Origin of the sequence: Nocardia sp. NPDC059236, assembly GCF_042754085.1 — a bacterium.
In the GTDB taxonomy this organism is placed as follows: Bacteria; Actinomycetota; Actinomycetes; order Mycobacteriales; family Mycobacteriaceae; genus Nocardia.
Window position 1 is genome coordinate 503,419 of the sequence record NZ_JBHZAF010000002.1, and the last position, 14,178, is coordinate 517,596.

15 protein-coding genes and 1 tRNA gene are annotated in these 14,178 nt (G+C 68.3%); 10 read left to right on the forward strand and 6 right to left on the reverse strand.

Going from position 1 to position 14,178, the window contains the following annotated elements; genetic code table 11:
• Positions 1-120 precede the first annotated feature (120 nt).
• Positions 121-348 (forward strand): hypothetical protein, encoded by a 228-nt coding sequence (locus ACFXIV_RS07470; protein WP_081986109.1) that lies wholly within the window; start codon positions 121-123, stop codon positions 346-348.
• Between the two features lie 273 nt (positions 349-621).
• Positions 622-1,296 (forward strand): Crp/Fnr family transcriptional regulator, encoded by a 675-nt coding sequence (locus ACFXIV_RS07475; RefSeq protein ID WP_019044571.1) that lies wholly within the window; start codon positions 622-624, stop codon positions 1,294-1,296.
• Positions 1,297-1,410: 114 nt separating this feature from the next.
• On the opposite strand, the gene ACFXIV_RS07480 is transcribed toward ACFXIV_RS07475, so the two are convergent.
• The 3 genes from ACFXIV_RS07480 to ACFXIV_RS07490 form a co-directional block, all read right to left on the reverse strand.
• Positions 1,411-2,217, reverse strand: a complete 807-nt coding sequence (locus ACFXIV_RS07480; RefSeq protein WP_379393410.1) for an MBL fold metallo-hydrolase — start codon at positions 2,215-2,217, stop codon at positions 1,411-1,413.
• Positions 2,218-2,298: 81 nt separating this feature from the next.
• Positions 2,299-2,754 carry a RidA family protein gene (locus ACFXIV_RS07485; RefSeq protein WP_379393409.1) on the reverse strand — a complete coding sequence of 152 codons (456 nt, stop codon included), beginning with the start codon at positions 2,752-2,754 and terminating at the stop codon, positions 2,299-2,301.
• Positions 2,754-2,918: a DUF4177 domain-containing protein gene (locus ACFXIV_RS07490; protein WP_085996654.1), complete on the reverse strand. Its 165-nt coding sequence runs from the start codon at positions 2,916-2,918 to the stop codon at positions 2,754-2,756. Before ACFXIV_RS07490 ends, ACFXIV_RS07485 begins: the two co-directional genes overlap by 1 nt.
• A gap of 169 nt (positions 2,919-3,087) precedes the next feature.
• Between ACFXIV_RS07490 and ACFXIV_RS07495 the strand changes: the two genes are divergently transcribed.
• Positions 3,088-4,107 (forward strand): ArsA-related P-loop ATPase, encoded by a 1,020-nt coding sequence (locus ACFXIV_RS07495; protein ID WP_379387685.1) that lies wholly within the window; start codon positions 3,088-3,090, stop codon positions 4,105-4,107.
• Between the two features lie 2 nt (positions 4,108-4,109).
• On the forward strand, positions 4,110-5,288 hold the full coding sequence (locus ACFXIV_RS07500; RefSeq protein ID WP_379393407.1) for an ArsA family ATPase: 1,179 nt from the start codon (positions 4,110-4,112) through the stop codon (positions 5,286-5,288).
• Between the two features lie 124 nt (positions 5,289-5,412).
• Here ACFXIV_RS07500 and ACFXIV_RS07505 read toward each other — a convergent pair whose 3' ends face one another.
• Positions 5,413-5,736 carry a WhiB family transcriptional regulator gene (locus ACFXIV_RS07505; RefSeq protein ID WP_033089817.1) on the reverse strand — a complete coding sequence of 108 codons (324 nt, stop codon included), beginning with the start codon at positions 5,734-5,736 and terminating at the stop codon, positions 5,413-5,415.
• Between the two features lie 300 nt (positions 5,737-6,036).
• Here ACFXIV_RS07505 and ACFXIV_RS07510 point away from each other — a divergent pair, with 300 nt between their 5' ends.
• Complete coding sequence (locus tag ACFXIV_RS07510) at positions 6,037-8,400, forward strand: penicillin-binding protein (RefSeq protein WP_379393405.1); 2,364 nt, start codon at positions 6,037-6,039, stop codon at positions 8,398-8,400.
• A gap of 75 nt (positions 8,401-8,475) precedes the next feature.
• On the opposite strand, the gene ACFXIV_RS07515 is transcribed toward ACFXIV_RS07510, so the two are convergent.
• Positions 8,476-8,940: a GatB/YqeY domain-containing protein gene (locus tag ACFXIV_RS07515; protein ID WP_379393403.1), complete on the reverse strand. Its 465-nt coding sequence runs from the start codon at positions 8,938-8,940 to the stop codon at positions 8,476-8,478.
• An 83-nt stretch (positions 8,941-9,023) separates the two neighbouring features.
• Here ACFXIV_RS07515 and ACFXIV_RS07520 point away from each other — a divergent pair, with 83 nt between their 5' ends.
• From ACFXIV_RS07520 to ACFXIV_RS07535, 4 genes are all read left to right on the forward strand, one after another.
• Positions 9,024-9,989, forward strand: a complete 966-nt coding sequence (locus ACFXIV_RS07520) for a metallophosphoesterase (protein WP_364621542.1) — start codon at positions 9,024-9,026, stop codon at positions 9,987-9,989.
• Between the two features lie 52 nt (positions 9,990-10,041).
• Positions 10,042-11,133 (forward strand): hypothetical protein, encoded by a 1,092-nt coding sequence (locus ACFXIV_RS07525; RefSeq protein ID WP_379393401.1) that lies wholly within the window; start codon positions 10,042-10,044, stop codon positions 11,131-11,133.
• A 30-nt stretch (positions 11,134-11,163) separates the two neighbouring features.
• Positions 11,164-12,228 (forward strand): hypothetical protein, encoded by a 1,065-nt coding sequence (locus ACFXIV_RS07530; RefSeq protein ID WP_379393399.1) that lies wholly within the window; start codon positions 11,164-11,166, stop codon positions 12,226-12,228.
• 65 nt (positions 12,229-12,293) lie between these two features.
• Positions 12,294-12,367 (forward strand) — tRNA-Pro (locus ACFXIV_RS07535).
• 115 nt (positions 12,368-12,482) lie between these two features.
• Here ACFXIV_RS07535 and ACFXIV_RS07540 read toward each other — a convergent pair.
• Positions 12,483-13,343 (reverse strand): helix-turn-helix transcriptional regulator, encoded by an 861-nt coding sequence (locus tag ACFXIV_RS07540; protein WP_379393397.1) that lies wholly within the window; start codon positions 13,341-13,343, stop codon positions 12,483-12,485.
• 164 nt (positions 13,344-13,507) lie between these two features.
• Between ACFXIV_RS07540 and ACFXIV_RS07545 the strand changes: the two genes are divergently transcribed.
• On the forward strand, positions 13,508-14,128 hold the full coding sequence (locus ACFXIV_RS07545) for a YbhB/YbcL family Raf kinase inhibitor-like protein (RefSeq protein ID WP_379393396.1): 621 nt from the start codon (positions 13,508-13,510) through the stop codon (positions 14,126-14,128).
• The last annotated feature ends 50 nt before the right edge of the window (positions 14,129-14,178 follow it).

Consider the following 14,178-nt stretch of genomic DNA (forward strand, 5'->3'; position numbering starts at 1 on the left):
TCAGAGACACGCACGCCCCCACCTTACGGAACCACCCCTGCCCCACAACCGGGCTGAGTACCCGCCGTGTTCCATCTGAGACCTTCGGCGTGTTTACTGCTGCCTATGCAAGGACTCGCTGTGGTGCTGTTTCCGATAGCGCTGATGCTGTTCGCGTTGGTGATGGAACGGGTCGAGAATCGACTTCGCAAGCTTCTCGAACCAGACCCAGAGGTCCAGCAGTATCTCGATCGAGCCACGAATGCCGAGGTCAGCGATCTGACCAAGCTGGGTTTGCCGGCCGCGGCGGCGCGTCCGCGGCGCGCCCGGCCCGCGGCCAAGGGAATGGACGTCGCACAGGCCAGCTGATCCGCGCGGGTCGGTGGTCGAGTGGTCCGGTGGCTTTCAGCTCCGGACCACTTTTTACGATCTTCATGACGCCGGTCTCACGGCGTGTCGTAGATTACTTGTGAAGCGTGTCGCGAAACCGTCGTTGTGTGTCGCGTACTGCGGCTCCGCGTGTCTGAGAATGAGCTCGGCGCGTGGTGTCTATCACTACCCGGCGGTATTGCAAAGTAGACTGCACTGTCGGCCGAGTCGTTTCGGTCCAGGACAGAGCCATTTCCCATAAGGAGCACATTCGTGGACGAGGCCCTCGCCAGAGCAGGCATCTTCCAAGGCGTCGAGCCCACCGCGGTGGCCGCTCTCGCCAAACAGCTGCAGCCCGTTGACTTCCCGCGCGGCCACGTCATCTTCAACGAGGGCGAACCCGGTGACCGGTTGTACATCATCACCTCGGGCAAGGTGAAGATCGGCCGCCGCTCCCCCGACGGTCGTGAGAACCTGCTGACGATCATGGGCCCGTCGGACATGTTCGGCGAGCTCTCGATCTTCGACCCGGGCCCGCGCACCTCGACGGCCACCACCGTCACCGAGGTCCGCGCGGTCACCATGGACCGGGACGCCCTCAAGGCGTGGATCGATCAGCGGCCCGAGATCGCCGAGCAGCTGCTGCGGGTGCTCGCCCGCCGCCTGCGCCGCACCAACAACAACCTGGCCGACCTGATCTTCACCGATGTTCCGGGTCGTGTCGCCAAGGCGCTGCTGCAGCTCGCCCAGCGCTTCGGCACCCAGGAGGCGGGCGCGCTGCGCGTGACCCACGACCTCACCCAGGAGGAGATCGCCCAGCTGGTCGGCGCCTCCCGCGAGACCGTGAACAAGGCGCTCGCCGACTTCGCGCACCGCGGCTGGCTGCGGCTCGAGGGCAAGAGCGTGCTGATCTCCGACTCGGAGAGACTGGCCCGCCGCGCTCGCTGAGCGGCGACAGGTATACGTCGAGGCGCGTCGCCACCCCCGTAGCGGTGGCGACGTGCCTCGACGTGTAAAAGGACCAAACTCTTCGGATTCTCAGGGGCTTCGCCCCTGAAACCCCTATTCCTGTGAACGCAGGTACGCCAGCTGCGCTTTCACCGAGCTGTGGGCGGCCGGCCAGAGGCGCTTGTCCACATCGGCGTAGACCTCGGCGACGATCTGCAGTGCTTTGGCCTTGGGGCCGAGCTTCTCCAGGGCGGCGCGGACCTGGTTCAAGCGCTCCTCGCGGTGGGCGATGTAGTAGCGGATGACCGGTTCGGCGTCGGCGTGGTCGGGACCGTGGGCCGGGAGCAGGGTGCGGCCGGGAGCGACCGCCACGAGCCGATTCAGCGAGTCCAGATAGGCCGCCAGCGCGCCGTCCCAGGATTCCAGGACGGTCGTACCACTTCCGAGAACGGTGTCACCGGTGAGCAGCGCTTGCTCGCCGTCCGGGCCGTCGAGCAGGAAGCTGAGTGAGTCCTCGGTGTGCCCCGCGGTGGCGAGCACCGTGATGCGCAGCCCGGCGACCTCGATGACCTCACCGTCGGCCAGGTGGGCGCCCGCGCCGCGCAGGAACTCGGAATCCTTGGCGCGCACCGCGGTTCCGGTGGCCTTGACCAGGTGGTCGATGCCGCCGGTGTGGTCGTGGTGCTTGTGGGTGATGAGGGTGAGGGCGATGTTCCCACCGGTCTCGCGCACCAGCGCCTCGGTGTGCGCGCGATCCTTCGGACCCGGGTCCACCACAACGTATTCCGTGGCGCCGGGAGCGCGCAGCAGCCAGGTGTTGGTGCCCTGCAATGTCATTCCGCTGGGATTGTCGGCCAGCACGACGGCGGCGGACGGAGTCACTTGCCGCAGTTGCTCGTACGCGGGGTGAGTGAGCGTCATTGTTTCGTCCTAATGCACCGAGCGTGATGCGTCCAGGGTTGAACGCATCACGCTTCCGACTGTGCCCCAAGCATTTCGGGGTTACCGCACCTCGGCGATGAGTTCCACCTCGACCGGGGTGTTCAGGGGCAGCTCGTTGACGCCGACCGCGGAACGGGCGTGCACCCCGGCCTCGCCGAGCACCGCGCCGAGCAGCTCGGACGCGCCGTTGATGACCAGCGGCTGGCTGTTGAAGCCGGACGCGGAGGCCACGAAACCGACGACCTTGAGGATGCGCACGACATTGTCGAGGCCGACCAGATCGTGCACGACCGCAAGGGCGTTGAGGGCGGCCAGCTTGGCCATCTCCGCGCCCTGCTCGACGGTGACCTCGGCGCCGAGCTTGCCGGTCAGCGGCAGCTCGCCGTTCACGAACGGCAACTGACCGGAGGTGTAGACGTAGTTGCCGGACCGGACGCCGGGCACGTACACCGCGACCGGTTTCGGGGCCGGCGGCAGTTCGAGCCCGAGCTCCTTCAGGTTCTCGGCCCAGGACATCAGCTCTTCGCCCGCTTCAGATAGGCGACGTGCTGTTCACCGGTCGGTCCGGGCAGCACCGTGACGAGTTCCCAGCCGTCGGAACCCCACTGGTCGAGAATGGCCTTGGTGGCATGGGTCAACAGGGGCACCGTCGCGTACTCCCACACGGTCACATCACTCATGCGCTGAGACTAACCCCGGCCAGGTTCCCGCAGTTCCCCAGGCCCGCCGACTACGCTGCGGGATCAGGAAATACGAGTTTCCAGAGTGGTGTATCAGACAGTTGCCGAGTCCTGTGGGCAGGAATTCGGAACGAGTTATAGGCTCGCGAGCGTGGGAGTACCGATAGCAGTGCCCGTTTCGGTTGAGCCGGGGGTCGAAGCAGGTTGGCCGGAGCGGGCGGACAAGGCCCGCCTGCACTACGTTTCCGGGAAGGGGGGCACCGGGAAGTCGACCGTCGCCGGGGCACTGGCACTGGCACTGGCCGCCGGGGGGCGCCGGGTGCTGCTGGTCGAGGTTGAGGGCAGACAGTCCATTGCCCAGCTGTTCGATCTCCCGCCCTTGCCGCCCACCGAGACTCGCATCGCCACCGCGGACGGCGGTGGCGAGGTGATGGCGTTGGCCCTCGATGTCGAGCACGCCTTCCTCGAGTACCTCGACATGTTCTACAACCTGGGCTTCGCCGGTCGCGCCATGCGCCGGGTGGGCGCCATCGAGTTCGTCACCACCATCGCGCCGGGTCTGCGCGACGTGATCCTCACCGGCAAGATCAAGGAATGCGCGGTGCGCGCCGACAAGTCCGGCAAGCCCGCCTACGACGAGATCGTCATCGACGCGCCCCCGACCGGCCGCATCGCCAGCTTCCTGGACGTCACCCAGGCCATGGTCGAGATCGCCGGCGGCGGTCCCATCGCCGCGCAGGCCGAGGGCGTGTCCAAGCTGCTGCACTCCGAGCAGACCATGATCCACCTGGTCACGCTGCTGGAGGCGCTGCCGGTGCAGGAAACCGCCGACGCCGTCGCCGAACTCACCGCCAACGACCTGAATATCGGGACGGTCATCGTGAATCGGGCGAGCGAGGGCTACCTGCCGCGCTCGGTGCGCGAACAGGCCGCGCAGGGCACGGTCGACATCGACGCCCTGCGGGCCGGACTGACCGAGGCCGGGATCAGCCTGTCCGAGACCGATTTCGAGGGCCTGGTCGCCGAGACCGTGGAGCATTCCGCGCGGCTGGCCGCCCAGGACGAGAGCGCCGCCGAACTGGCCCAGCTCGACATCTCGCGGCTGTACCTGCCGTCGCTGACCGACGGCATGGATCTGGGCGGGCTCTACGAGCTGGCCGAAGTCTTGAGCGCGCAGGGGGTTCGCTAGTCATGGTCGTTCCGGCAGGTACTGTGCCCCTGGACATTTCGAAGATCCTCGCGGATCCGTCGGCCCGCATCGTGGTGTGCTGCGGCTCCGGCGGCGTCGGCAAGACCACCACGGCCGCGGCCATCGCGCTGCGCGCCGCCGAGTCGGGCCGCAAGGTCGTGGTGCTCACCATCGACCCGGCGCGCCGGCTGGCCCAGTCGCTGGGCGTGAGCGATCTCGGAAACGCCCCGCAGAAGGTCGAACTCGGGCCCGAGGCCAAGGGCGAGCTGTTCGCCATGATGCTGAACATGCGCCGCACCTTCGACGACATGGTGCTCGAGCACACCAGCCCGGACAAGGCCGAGCAGATCTTCGCCAACCCGATCTACCAGACCGTCGCGTCCTCCTTCGGTGGCACCCAGGAGTACATGGCGATGGAGAAGCTCGGGCAGCTGGCGTCCAAGCGCGAGTGGGACCTGATCGTGGTCGACACCCCGCCCTCCCGCAATGCCCTGGACTTCCTGGACGCGCCGAAGCGGCTGGGCAACTTCCTCAACGGCAAGATGATCCGGGTCATCATGGCCCCGGGCCGCGGGGTCGGGAGGTTCGTGGCGGGTGCCATGAGCCTGGCGCTGCGCGGCGTCTCGACCATCGTCGGCGGTCAATTGCTCAAAGACGCCAGTGTCTTCTTGCAGTCACTGGAGTCCATGTTCGGCGGCTTCCAGGATCGCGCGGACCGTACCTACGCCATGCTGTCGCGGCCGGGCACCCACTTCCTGGTGGTGGCCGCGGCCGAGCCGGACGCGCTGCGCGAGGCGAGCTTCTTCGTCGATCGGCTCTCGACCGACCGGATGCCGCTGGCCGGCCTGGTACTGAACCGGACCCACCCCGTACTGAGCGGCCTGTCCGGGGAGGAGGCGCAGGTCGCCGCGGACCGGCTCGCACCGGAGACCGCGACCAACGGCGCGACGCCGGAACCCGAGGCGGATACCCCGGAGGCCCTGGCCGCCGCGGTACTGCGCATTCACGCCCACCGGGCCGCCACCGCCAAGCGGGAACAGCATCTGCTGCACCGCTTCACGGGCGCGCACCCGAGCGTCCCGATCGTGGCCGTCACCGCGCTGCCGTTCGAGGTCGCCGACCTGGAAGCACTGCGTGCGGTGGGTGATCAGCTGGTCGAAGCGGGCGTGAAGTCCGCCTGACCGAGTCAGGCAGTTCGGCCCTTTGGTTTGAAATGCCCGATCCGACCCCGGACACGGATCGAGCCCGCTTCCGCGGGCTCGATCCGTTCTGCTTATAGGGGGGATCTGGGTAAGGGATACTCGGTTACATCGCTACCTTCTGTGATCGCTGGACGCGGAAGAAGTCCGCCCAACTCGTCACCTCCGGATGCTGCTTGAGCAGCGCGCGGCGCTGCCGCTCGGTCATGCCGCCCCACACTCCGAACTCGACACGGTTGTCCAGGGCATCCGCCCCGCACTCCATCAGCACCGGGCAGTGCCGGCAGATGGTTGCCGCTTTGCGCTGCGCTGCGCCACGCACGAACAGCTGGTCGGGATCCACTTCCTTGCATCGGGCCTGGGAAACCCAGGCGATTCTCGCTTCGGCCTGCTCCACGTCCAATCGAGCGATCGGGGTAGTCATGTGCATTTGGTGTGCCCCTTTGCAGTCCGAACACCGGGTCACGGCGCTCCAGAATCGCGAGTGCAGCGCGCAGTTACCCAACCCCACTGCGTTCTGCACCACATTCCACTTTGAGTGTTAGCTCTATCACACTGGGTTCTCAATCTAGGTAAAGGTGTGCGGCCTGCGCAAGACCGTCCCGAGATTTTCTGGTACGTCCGTCCACGCATTCGTTGCATGGAACCGGGCAGTCCGTCTCTTTTAGGACGAATGAACACCCCGCCGGGCGAACACCGAGTGTCCGCAAGGCCAATTAGGCTAGGGCCCGTGCCGATCACACGAACGCTCTGGAGACTGGCAGGCGCGTGCGTCTTGGCCGCCGTGTTGCTCGCCGGTCTGCTGTTCCCGCTCGCCGGTGGCTTCGGGTTCATCTCCAACCGAGCCGCGGACGCCGTCGACAATGTCTCCGCCGAACTCGTCGAGGGCAGTGTGCCCGCCGTCTCGACCATGGTGGATGCGAATGGAACACCGTTCGCCTGGCTGTACGAGCAGCGCCGCTTCGAGGTCCCCAGCGAGAAGATCTCCAATGACATGAAACTGTCCCTGGTCTCGGTGGAGGACAAGCGCTTCGCCGACCACCACGGTGTGGACTGGCAGGGCACCTTCCGCGCCTTCCTGACCAACACGTCGGGCGGCCAGGTCTCCCAGGGTGGCTCCACCATCGACCAGCAGTATGTGAAGAACTACCTGCTGCTCGTCGTGGCCAAGACCGACGCCGAACGCCGGGCCGCCATCGAGACCACCCCCGCCCGCAAGATCCGCGAGATCCGGATGGCGCTGACCCTGGACAAGCGGCTCACCAAGGACGAGATCCTCACCCGGTATCTCAACCTGGTGCCGTTCGGCAACGGCTCCTACGGCATCCAGGACGCCGCGCAGACCTACTTCGGTGTGGACGCCAAGGATCTGAACGTCGTGCAGTCGGCCATGCTCGCCGGCATGGTGCAGTCCAGCTCCAAGCTGAACCCGTACACCAACCCCACGGGCGTGCTGGAGCGCCGGAACACCGTGCTGGACACGCTGATCCAGAACGTGCCCAACCGCGCCGACGAGTATCGCAAGGCCAAGGAATTGCCCCTCGGCGTGCTGCCCGAGCCCAAGGGCCTGCCGCGCGGCTGCATCGCGGCCAATGACCGCGGCTTCTTCTGCGACTACGCGATGCAGTACCTGAACAACGCCGGCATCAGCCGCGATCAGCTCGAGAAGGGCGGCTACCTGATCCGCACCACGCTGGACCCGGCGGTCCAGGACCAGGTGCGCGACTCGCTGGCCGCCAACACCAACCCGAATCTGGACGACATCGCCGAGGTCATGAATATCGTGGCGCCCGGCCAGGATTCGCATCCGGTGCTGGCCATGGGCTCGAGCCGCGTCTACGGCCTGGACGCCAACGCGCATCAGACCGTGCAGCCGCAGCCGTACTCGATGGTCGGTGACGGCGCGGGCTCGATCTTCAAGATCTTCACCACGGCCGCGGCCATGGAGAAGGGCCTGGGCATCAATGCCACGCTGGATGTCCCGTCGTTCTTCTCGGCCAAGGGCATGGGTAATTCCGGGACCCCGGGCTGCCCGCCGGAGACCTACTGCGTGAAGAACGCGGGCAACTACGCGGGCTCGATGTCGGTGACGCAGGCGCTGGCGACCTCGCCGAACACGGCCTTCGTCAAGCTGATCCAGGCCGTCGGGGTGCAGCCGACCGTCGATATGGCGGTGCGCCTGGGCATGCGTTCCTACACCCAGCCCGGCACCTCCGGCCACGGCAACCAGAGCCTGGCCGACATGATCAAGGACCAGAACCTGGGCTCGTTCACCCTGGGCCCGGTGGCGATCAACCCCCTCGAACTGTCGAATGTGGCCGCCACGCTGGCCTCCAGCGGCAAGTGGTGCCCGCCCAACCCGATCAAGGAGGTGGTGGACCGCAACGGCAAGCAGGTGCCGCTGACCCAGCAGGCGTGTGAGCAGGTGGTGGATCCGGGCCTGGCCAACACCCTCGCCAATGCCCTGAGCCAGGACGTGGTGAGCGGTACCGGTGCCGGTTCGGCACACTCGGTGGGCTGGAACGTCCCGACCTCGGCCAAGACGGGCACCACCGAGACCCACCGGTCCTCGGCCTTCCTGGCCTTCACCAACTCCTTCGCGGGGGCCAGCTACATCTACGGCGACAGCCCGACGCCGGGTGAGATCTGCTCGTTCCCGCTGCGCAGCTGTGGCAGCGGAAACCTGTACGGCGGTAATGAACCCGCCAAAACCTATCTGGGCGCGATGAAGAACGTGCTCGACCGCTTCCCGCCGGCGGCGCTGCCGCCGCTGGACGACAAGTACGTTCGCGGATCGAACAATTCGCAGATCCCGGATGTGATCGGCATGTCCCAGGCGGAGGCCACCTCCACCCTGGTCGGGGCGGGCTTCCAGGTGTCGGTGACGACGCAGCCGGGCGCGAACAAGGGGACGGTCATGAACGTCTCGCCGAACGGGTCGGCCATCCCGGGCTCGGTGATCACGCTCTACGTGAGCGACGGCAGTCAGATCCCGGCGCCCGCGCCGAACGCGCCGCCCACGGTGCCGGGCTTGCCGAGCATCCCACTCCCGCAACTGCCGCCGATCCCGATTCCCATCCCGATCCCGCGGTAGGCAATCCCGCGGTAGGCAAAGGAAAGGCCCGGAGTGATTCACTCACTCCGGGCCTTTCGTATCAATAAGACAGTGTCAGAGTCGCGCCTTCACGGCGGCGGAGATCCGCGACCCGTCCGCGCGCCCCGCGGCGAGCGCCGTCGCGGCCTTCATGACCTGACCCATCTGCTTCATCCCCGGCCGCTCCCCCAGCTGCTCGGCGACGTCGGCGATGGCGGTGTCGGCGATGTTGCCCACCTCGGCATCGGTGAGCTGGGTGGGCAGGTACTCGTCGATGATCGATTCCTCGGCGCGCTCGTTGGCTGCCAGTTCGCCACGCCCGGCCTGCTCGTAGACGACGGCGGCCTCATTGCGCTTCTTCGCCTCCTTCTGCAGGACGGCGATGATCTCCGCGTCGGAGAGCTCACGGGCCTGGGGTCCGGCGACTTCCGCGTTCTGAACGGCGGACAGCAGCATCCGCAGGGTGGCCAGCCGCAGCGTGTCCTTGCTCTTCATCGCGGTGGTCATGTCCGACCGCAGCTTGGATTTGAGTTCCGACATGAGCGACACGGTACGAGGGACTTCTATCGTGGTCCAGCTCATTTGACTCGATGTTTCTCCGCCGGGTCGCCTATTCTGGGCAAATGCCCGTCTTCTCGACCTCCGCCCTCAGCCGTGCCGCACTCGGAGCCGCCGGGGCCGCGGTCGCCGGAATCGGATACGCGACGCTCATCGAGCGCAATGCCTTCACGCTGCGTGAGGCGACACTACCGGTGCTGGAACCGGGCAAGCCCTCCCTACGGGTGCTGCACATCAGCGACCTGCACATGATGCCCGGGCAGCAGTTGAAGCAGGCCTGGCTGCGGGAGCTGGACCGGCTGGAGCCGGATCTGGTGGTGAACACCGGGGACAACCTCTCGCACCAGAAGTCGGTGCCCGCCGTAGTGCAGTCGCTGGGCGGATTGCTCGCGCGTCCCGGCATTTTCGTGTTCGGCTCGAACGATTACTTCGCGCCGGTGCCGAAGAACCCGTTCAAGTACTTCAACAAGGACCACAAGCGGGTCTACGGTGATCCGCTGCCCTGGCAGGATCTGCGGGCCGCGTTCACCGAGCGGGGCTGGCTGGATCTGACGCATGTGCGCCGCGATATCGAGGTCGCCGGGGTGCGGATCTCGACGGCGGGCGTGGACGATCCGCATCTGCAGCGGGACCGCTACGACACCGTGGCGGGTGCGCCGAATCCGCTGGCGGACTTGAGCATCGGGCTCACCCACTCGCCGGAGCCGCGGGTACTGGACCGATTCGCGGCCGACGGCTACGACCTGGTGATGGCGGGCCACACCCACGGTGGGCAGCTGTGCCTGCCGGGCTTCGGCGCCCTGGTGACCAACTGCGGGATCGACCGAGCCCGGGTGAAGGGCGCCTCGCGCTGGGGCGCGCACACCCGGCTGCATGTGTCGGCGGGTCTGGGGACCTCGCCCTGGGCTCCGTACCGGTTCTGCTGCCGCCCGGAGGCGACGCTGCTGACGCTGGTCGGCGCGCCGCCGAAGAAGCCGGTCGCCGAGTCGGGCCGGGGTCGCACCGCGTCGTCGGAGGCTGTCGCGCGGTGAGCGCCCGCCGCGATATACAGCGCGGTATGTAGTCGTCAGTCAGGGGGCAACCGTGACCAGTGGAAACGACCACAGCAACGAGCCCGGCCGTCCGGAAGCCGATCCGGACTGGTGGCAGGGTGTGCCCGGACAGGATCAGACCTGGCAGCAGCCGCAACAATCGCCGCAGCCGGGTTATGGTGCGCCGCAACCCAATCCGGGCTGGCAGCAGCCGGGCTACGGGCAGCCGCAGCCGACGGCCCCCCTCACCGGTGGTCCGTACGGCCAGCCCTATCCGCCCGGTCCCACCCAGTACCCGCCGACCCAGGCGTTCGGCGCACCGCAGGGCTACGGCCAGCAGCCCGGCTATGGCCAGCAGCCGCCCTATCCCCCGCCGCCCGGTGGCGGCAATCGCCGGGTATGGCTGTTCGCCGGTGTCGGCGTGCTGGTGCTGGCAATCATCGCCGCGGTGGTGGTCGTGGCGCTGGTGCACCGGAACTCGAACGACGCCTCGGCGAAGTCGAACACCACGCCGTCGCTGATCAGCGCGCTCACCTCGACCGCGGCCAAGCCCACCCAGTCGGGCCGGCCGACGACCGCCAGGACCACCGCCCCGAAGGCGACCAGCACGCCCGCCGCGGTGATCCCCGGGTATCAGGTGGTCACGATCCCGGACAACGGTGCGGCATACGACATTCCGCAGAGCTGGAAGGTGGACGGCACCGGGCAGAGCACCTTCGGCAGCGGCACGGACAGCATTCCGGTGGCCGGGCTGGCGCAGGACGGCATCGAGTACTGCCCGAAGTACGTGCGCACCAACATCTTTCTCACCCAGTCCGACGAGACGGATCCGGCGCGGGCGGCGGCCGACATCGGCACCCGGATGGGCCGCATCGGCTGGTCCACGTCGACGGGTGCGACGCCCGGCGCGGCGGAGTCGTTCCAGTCCTCGGACGGGCAGCTGCAGGGCATCTACATGGAGACCAAGGGCGCTGCCCCGGCTCCGGCGGCGGGCTGTGCCTCGACGTATTCGGTCTACACCTTCGCCTTCCCCGGCGACAGCGGCGCTTTCGTGTTCACCATCGCCGCGGACACCGGGGTGGACCAGTCCGTGGACGCGACGCTGGCGAAGAAGATTCTCGCCAGTATCCGCCCGATCCAGTAGGCGGCACGACTCGTCACAGGGGGTCCGACGATGAGCGGTGAAACCGACGGCCAGGACATCGATCCGGAGAAGACGACGTCCAGCGGGGACTGGTGGCAGGGGCCGGTGCACGAACGGCCCCAGCCCGGCCCACCGTCCCCATATCCCCATCCGAGCCCGAATCCCAATGCCTCCGGGCCGAATCCGATCCCGGGACCTGGTCCGGCCTCGGGCAATGGACCGCGGCCGGGCCCGAGCCCGTACCAGTCGGGACCCAACCCCTACCAGTCCTCGCCCTATCGGTCCGGGCCGAATCCCGTTCCGCCGAGCGCGAATTCGTACGGCACGGGCGCGTCCCCCTTCGCCGCGCAACCGGGCGGCTTCGGGCCCCCGCCGGGCGGCAATCGCGGGCGGGCGTGGCTGCTGGCGGGCGTGGGCGCGCTCGTAGTGGCGATCGTGGCCGTCGTGGCGATCGTGATCGTGATGCACGATTCCGGCAAAGGCCCCACCCCGACCGCCGCGAAGCCCACCTCGATCACCAGCGCGCCCGCCACCACGCCGCGCACCACGGCCCCGGCGTCCACCCTGACTCCCCAGATTCCCGGCTATCAGGTCGACGTGCCCAAGGACCTGAAGGCCGCGTGGGACATCCCCAGCGACTGGAAGACCGATCTGACCGCCACCACCTACGGGAACGGCACCGACAGCATTCCCGCGGCGGGCTTCGCGGAGGAGGGCTCGGACTACTGCCCGAGCAATGTGCGGACCACCATGTTCCTGTCCACCTCGGATATCTCCGACGCGACCGCGGCGGCCACCGATGTGGGTGCGCACGCCGCCCGCATCGGCTACACCACCAAGACCTCGCTCACCGCGGGCACCGCGCAACCCCTCGACACCAGCGACGGCCAGCTGCACGGCACCTTCCTGGAGACCAGCGGCGGCTTCACCGCTCCCGCGGGATGCGCCACCGGCTATTCGGTCTACACCTTCGCCCTCAGCGTGGGCGCCGGCAAGGGTTCGCTGGTGCTGGTGATCCTCGCCGACACGGGCGTGGATCGCTCGGTCACGGCCGATTTCGCGCGTAAGCTGTTCGCCACTTTTCGCCTGCTTTAGAGCACCTGACCAGCCGATTTAACGTCTGGACGACGGGTGCGCTAAGCTACTGCACGTTCGCTTCACGGGGTGTGGCGCAGCTTGGTAGCGCGCTTCGTTCGGGACGAAGAGGTCGCAGGTTCAAATCCTGTCACCCCGACTGTGTGGTTGAGACACAACTCGGCCCCCGGCTCTTTCGAGAGCCGGGGGTTTTGTGTTTTTCAGGGACCCCGCGTGTTTTTCAGGGAGCGTGTTTCGGGGTTGGTTTTCGGTCCTCAGCCCGCGACCGGACGAAGGCGGGTGCCGCCCAGGCGGTCCGCGTGGTCGGTGAGGATGGCGCGCAGGGCGGCGGCGGACGTCGCGTCCACGGGCGTGAGGACCGTGATGCTGTGGTCGGCCCCGTCCGGGCTGGTGAGGTTGTCGTAGCAGACCGTCAGGTCGCCCGCGGCGGGATGCCGGATGCGTTTGGTGCCGTGGCTGCGGTCCTGAACCGCATGGTCGTCCCACCAGGTGGCGAATTCGGGGCTGTCCGTGCGCAATTCGCCGATCACCTCGCGCAGGCGCGGGTCGTCGGGGTGGCGGGCCAGGTTGCGGCGCAGGTTGCCGACGGTCTCGCGGGCCACCCGGTCCCAGTCCAGCTGGGTGGCGCGGGTGGCGGGATCGAGCAGGGTCAGGCGGGCGACATTGATGCCGGGTTCGAAGCCCGGGCCGAACAGGGCCGACGCGGCGGTGTTGCGGGCCAGCACGTCGAGGCGGAAGTCGGACAGGTAGGCCGGGAGCGCGGGCAGGCCGTCGAGGATGGCGCGCAGCGACTCCGGCGGGTCGGCCGGTCGGCGGCGGGTGGGCGGCTGGGCGCCGCGGGCGATGAGGTGCAGGTGCGCGCGCTCGGCGTCGGTGAGCCGCAGGGCGTCGGCGAGGGCGTCGAGGATGGCGGCGCCGGGGGTGCCGACGCGGCCCTGTTCGAGGCGGATGTACCAGTCGACGCTGACCGCCGCGAGCTGCGCCACCTCCTGCCGTCGCAGGCCCGGAGTGCGCCGCTGCCCGACGTTCGGCAGTCCCGCCTGTTCGGGGGCCAGCCGTTCCCGCATGGCCCGCAGGAAGGCGCCCAGCTCCCTTCCCGATGTCGTAGTGTCCACGCTCGCACTCCTTCTCGCCGGAGCCCCGGCACCGCCCGGGCTCCCGGCCCTCAGCCTAGGGTGCGGCCGGGTGGCATGCGGGATACCAGGGTGCGGACGATCTCCCTGGCGGTACCGGATTCCGAGAGTCTCTTCTCGTCAGTCGAACGACGAGGAGAACCGCCATGAATCGCACCGCACGCATCGTTTCCGCGACCTTCGCCGTGGCGGCCCTGCTGTCCGCCGCCGCCTGCGGCAGCGACCGGGCTTCGTCCGCCGCGACTCCGAGCCCGAATCCGGCTCCGTCCGTTCAGGTTCGGGCCGTGGTCCCCGCGTCGGCCGCCCCGTTCACCGTCACCACCGGTGACGCCACGGCCGACCGAGCCTTCCCGGCCGACTTCTACGCGGGCGCCTTCGGCTGCACGGCCGCCAATCACGCCCCGCGCCTGCACTGGTCCGGCGCTCCGGCCGGAGCGAAGAGCTTCGCGGTCACCATGTTCGACCCGGACGCGCCGACCGGCGCGGGCTTCTGGCATTGGATGAACTGGGACATCCCGGCCGCCGCAACCGATTTCACCGCGGGCACCACGGGTGTGGCGGGCGCCAACGACGCCGGTGTCCCCGGCTACCTGGGTCCGTGCCCGCCCGCCGGCGACCGGCCGCACACCTACCAGATCTCCGTGCTGGCCCTGGACACCCCGACGCTGGACCTGCCCGCGGCGACCACCCCGACGGTCGCGTCGTTCTCGATGGGTTCGCACATCATCGGGGTGGCGCGGCTGTCGCTGACCGCGCAGCGACCCTGACCCGAACGCACGCAGGGTCCCGGCCACCCGGCCGGGACCCTGTGCGGTGG

Bases quoted from the DNA above. Each gene is read 5' to 3' on its own strand.
- ACFXIV_RS07485 (WP_379393409.1), bottom strand. From the start codon at position 2,754: ATGTCCTGGGCCGAGAACCTGAAGGAGCTCGGGCTCGAACTGCCGCCG.
- ACFXIV_RS07545 (WP_379393396.1), top strand. From the start codon at position 13,508: ATGAATCGCACCGCACGCATCGTTTCCGCGACCTTCGCCGTGGCGGCC.
- ACFXIV_RS07490 (WP_085996654.1), bottom strand. From the start codon at position 2,918: ATGAGTGATGTGACCGTGTGGGAGTACGCGACGGTGCCCCTGTTGACC.
- ACFXIV_RS07480 (WP_379393410.1), bottom strand. From the start codon at position 2,217: ATGACGCTCACTCACCCCGCGTACGAGCAACTGCGGCAAGTGACTCCG.
- ACFXIV_RS07520 (WP_364621542.1), top strand. From the start codon at position 9,024: ATGCCCGTCTTCTCGACCTCCGCCCTCAGCCGTGCCGCACTCGGAGCC.
- ACFXIV_RS07505 (WP_033089817.1), bottom strand. From the start codon at position 5,736: ATGCACATGACTACCCCGATCGCTCGATTGGACGTGGAGCAGGCCGAA.
- ACFXIV_RS07530 (WP_379393399.1), top strand. From the start codon at position 11,164: ATGAGCGGTGAAACCGACGGCCAGGACATCGATCCGGAGAAGACGACG.
- ACFXIV_RS07515 (WP_379393403.1), bottom strand. From the start codon at position 8,940: ATGTCGGAACTCAAATCCAAGCTGCGGTCGGACATGACCACCGCGATG.
- ACFXIV_RS07500 (WP_379393407.1), top strand. From the start codon at position 4,110: ATGGTCGTTCCGGCAGGTACTGTGCCCCTGGACATTTCGAAGATCCTC.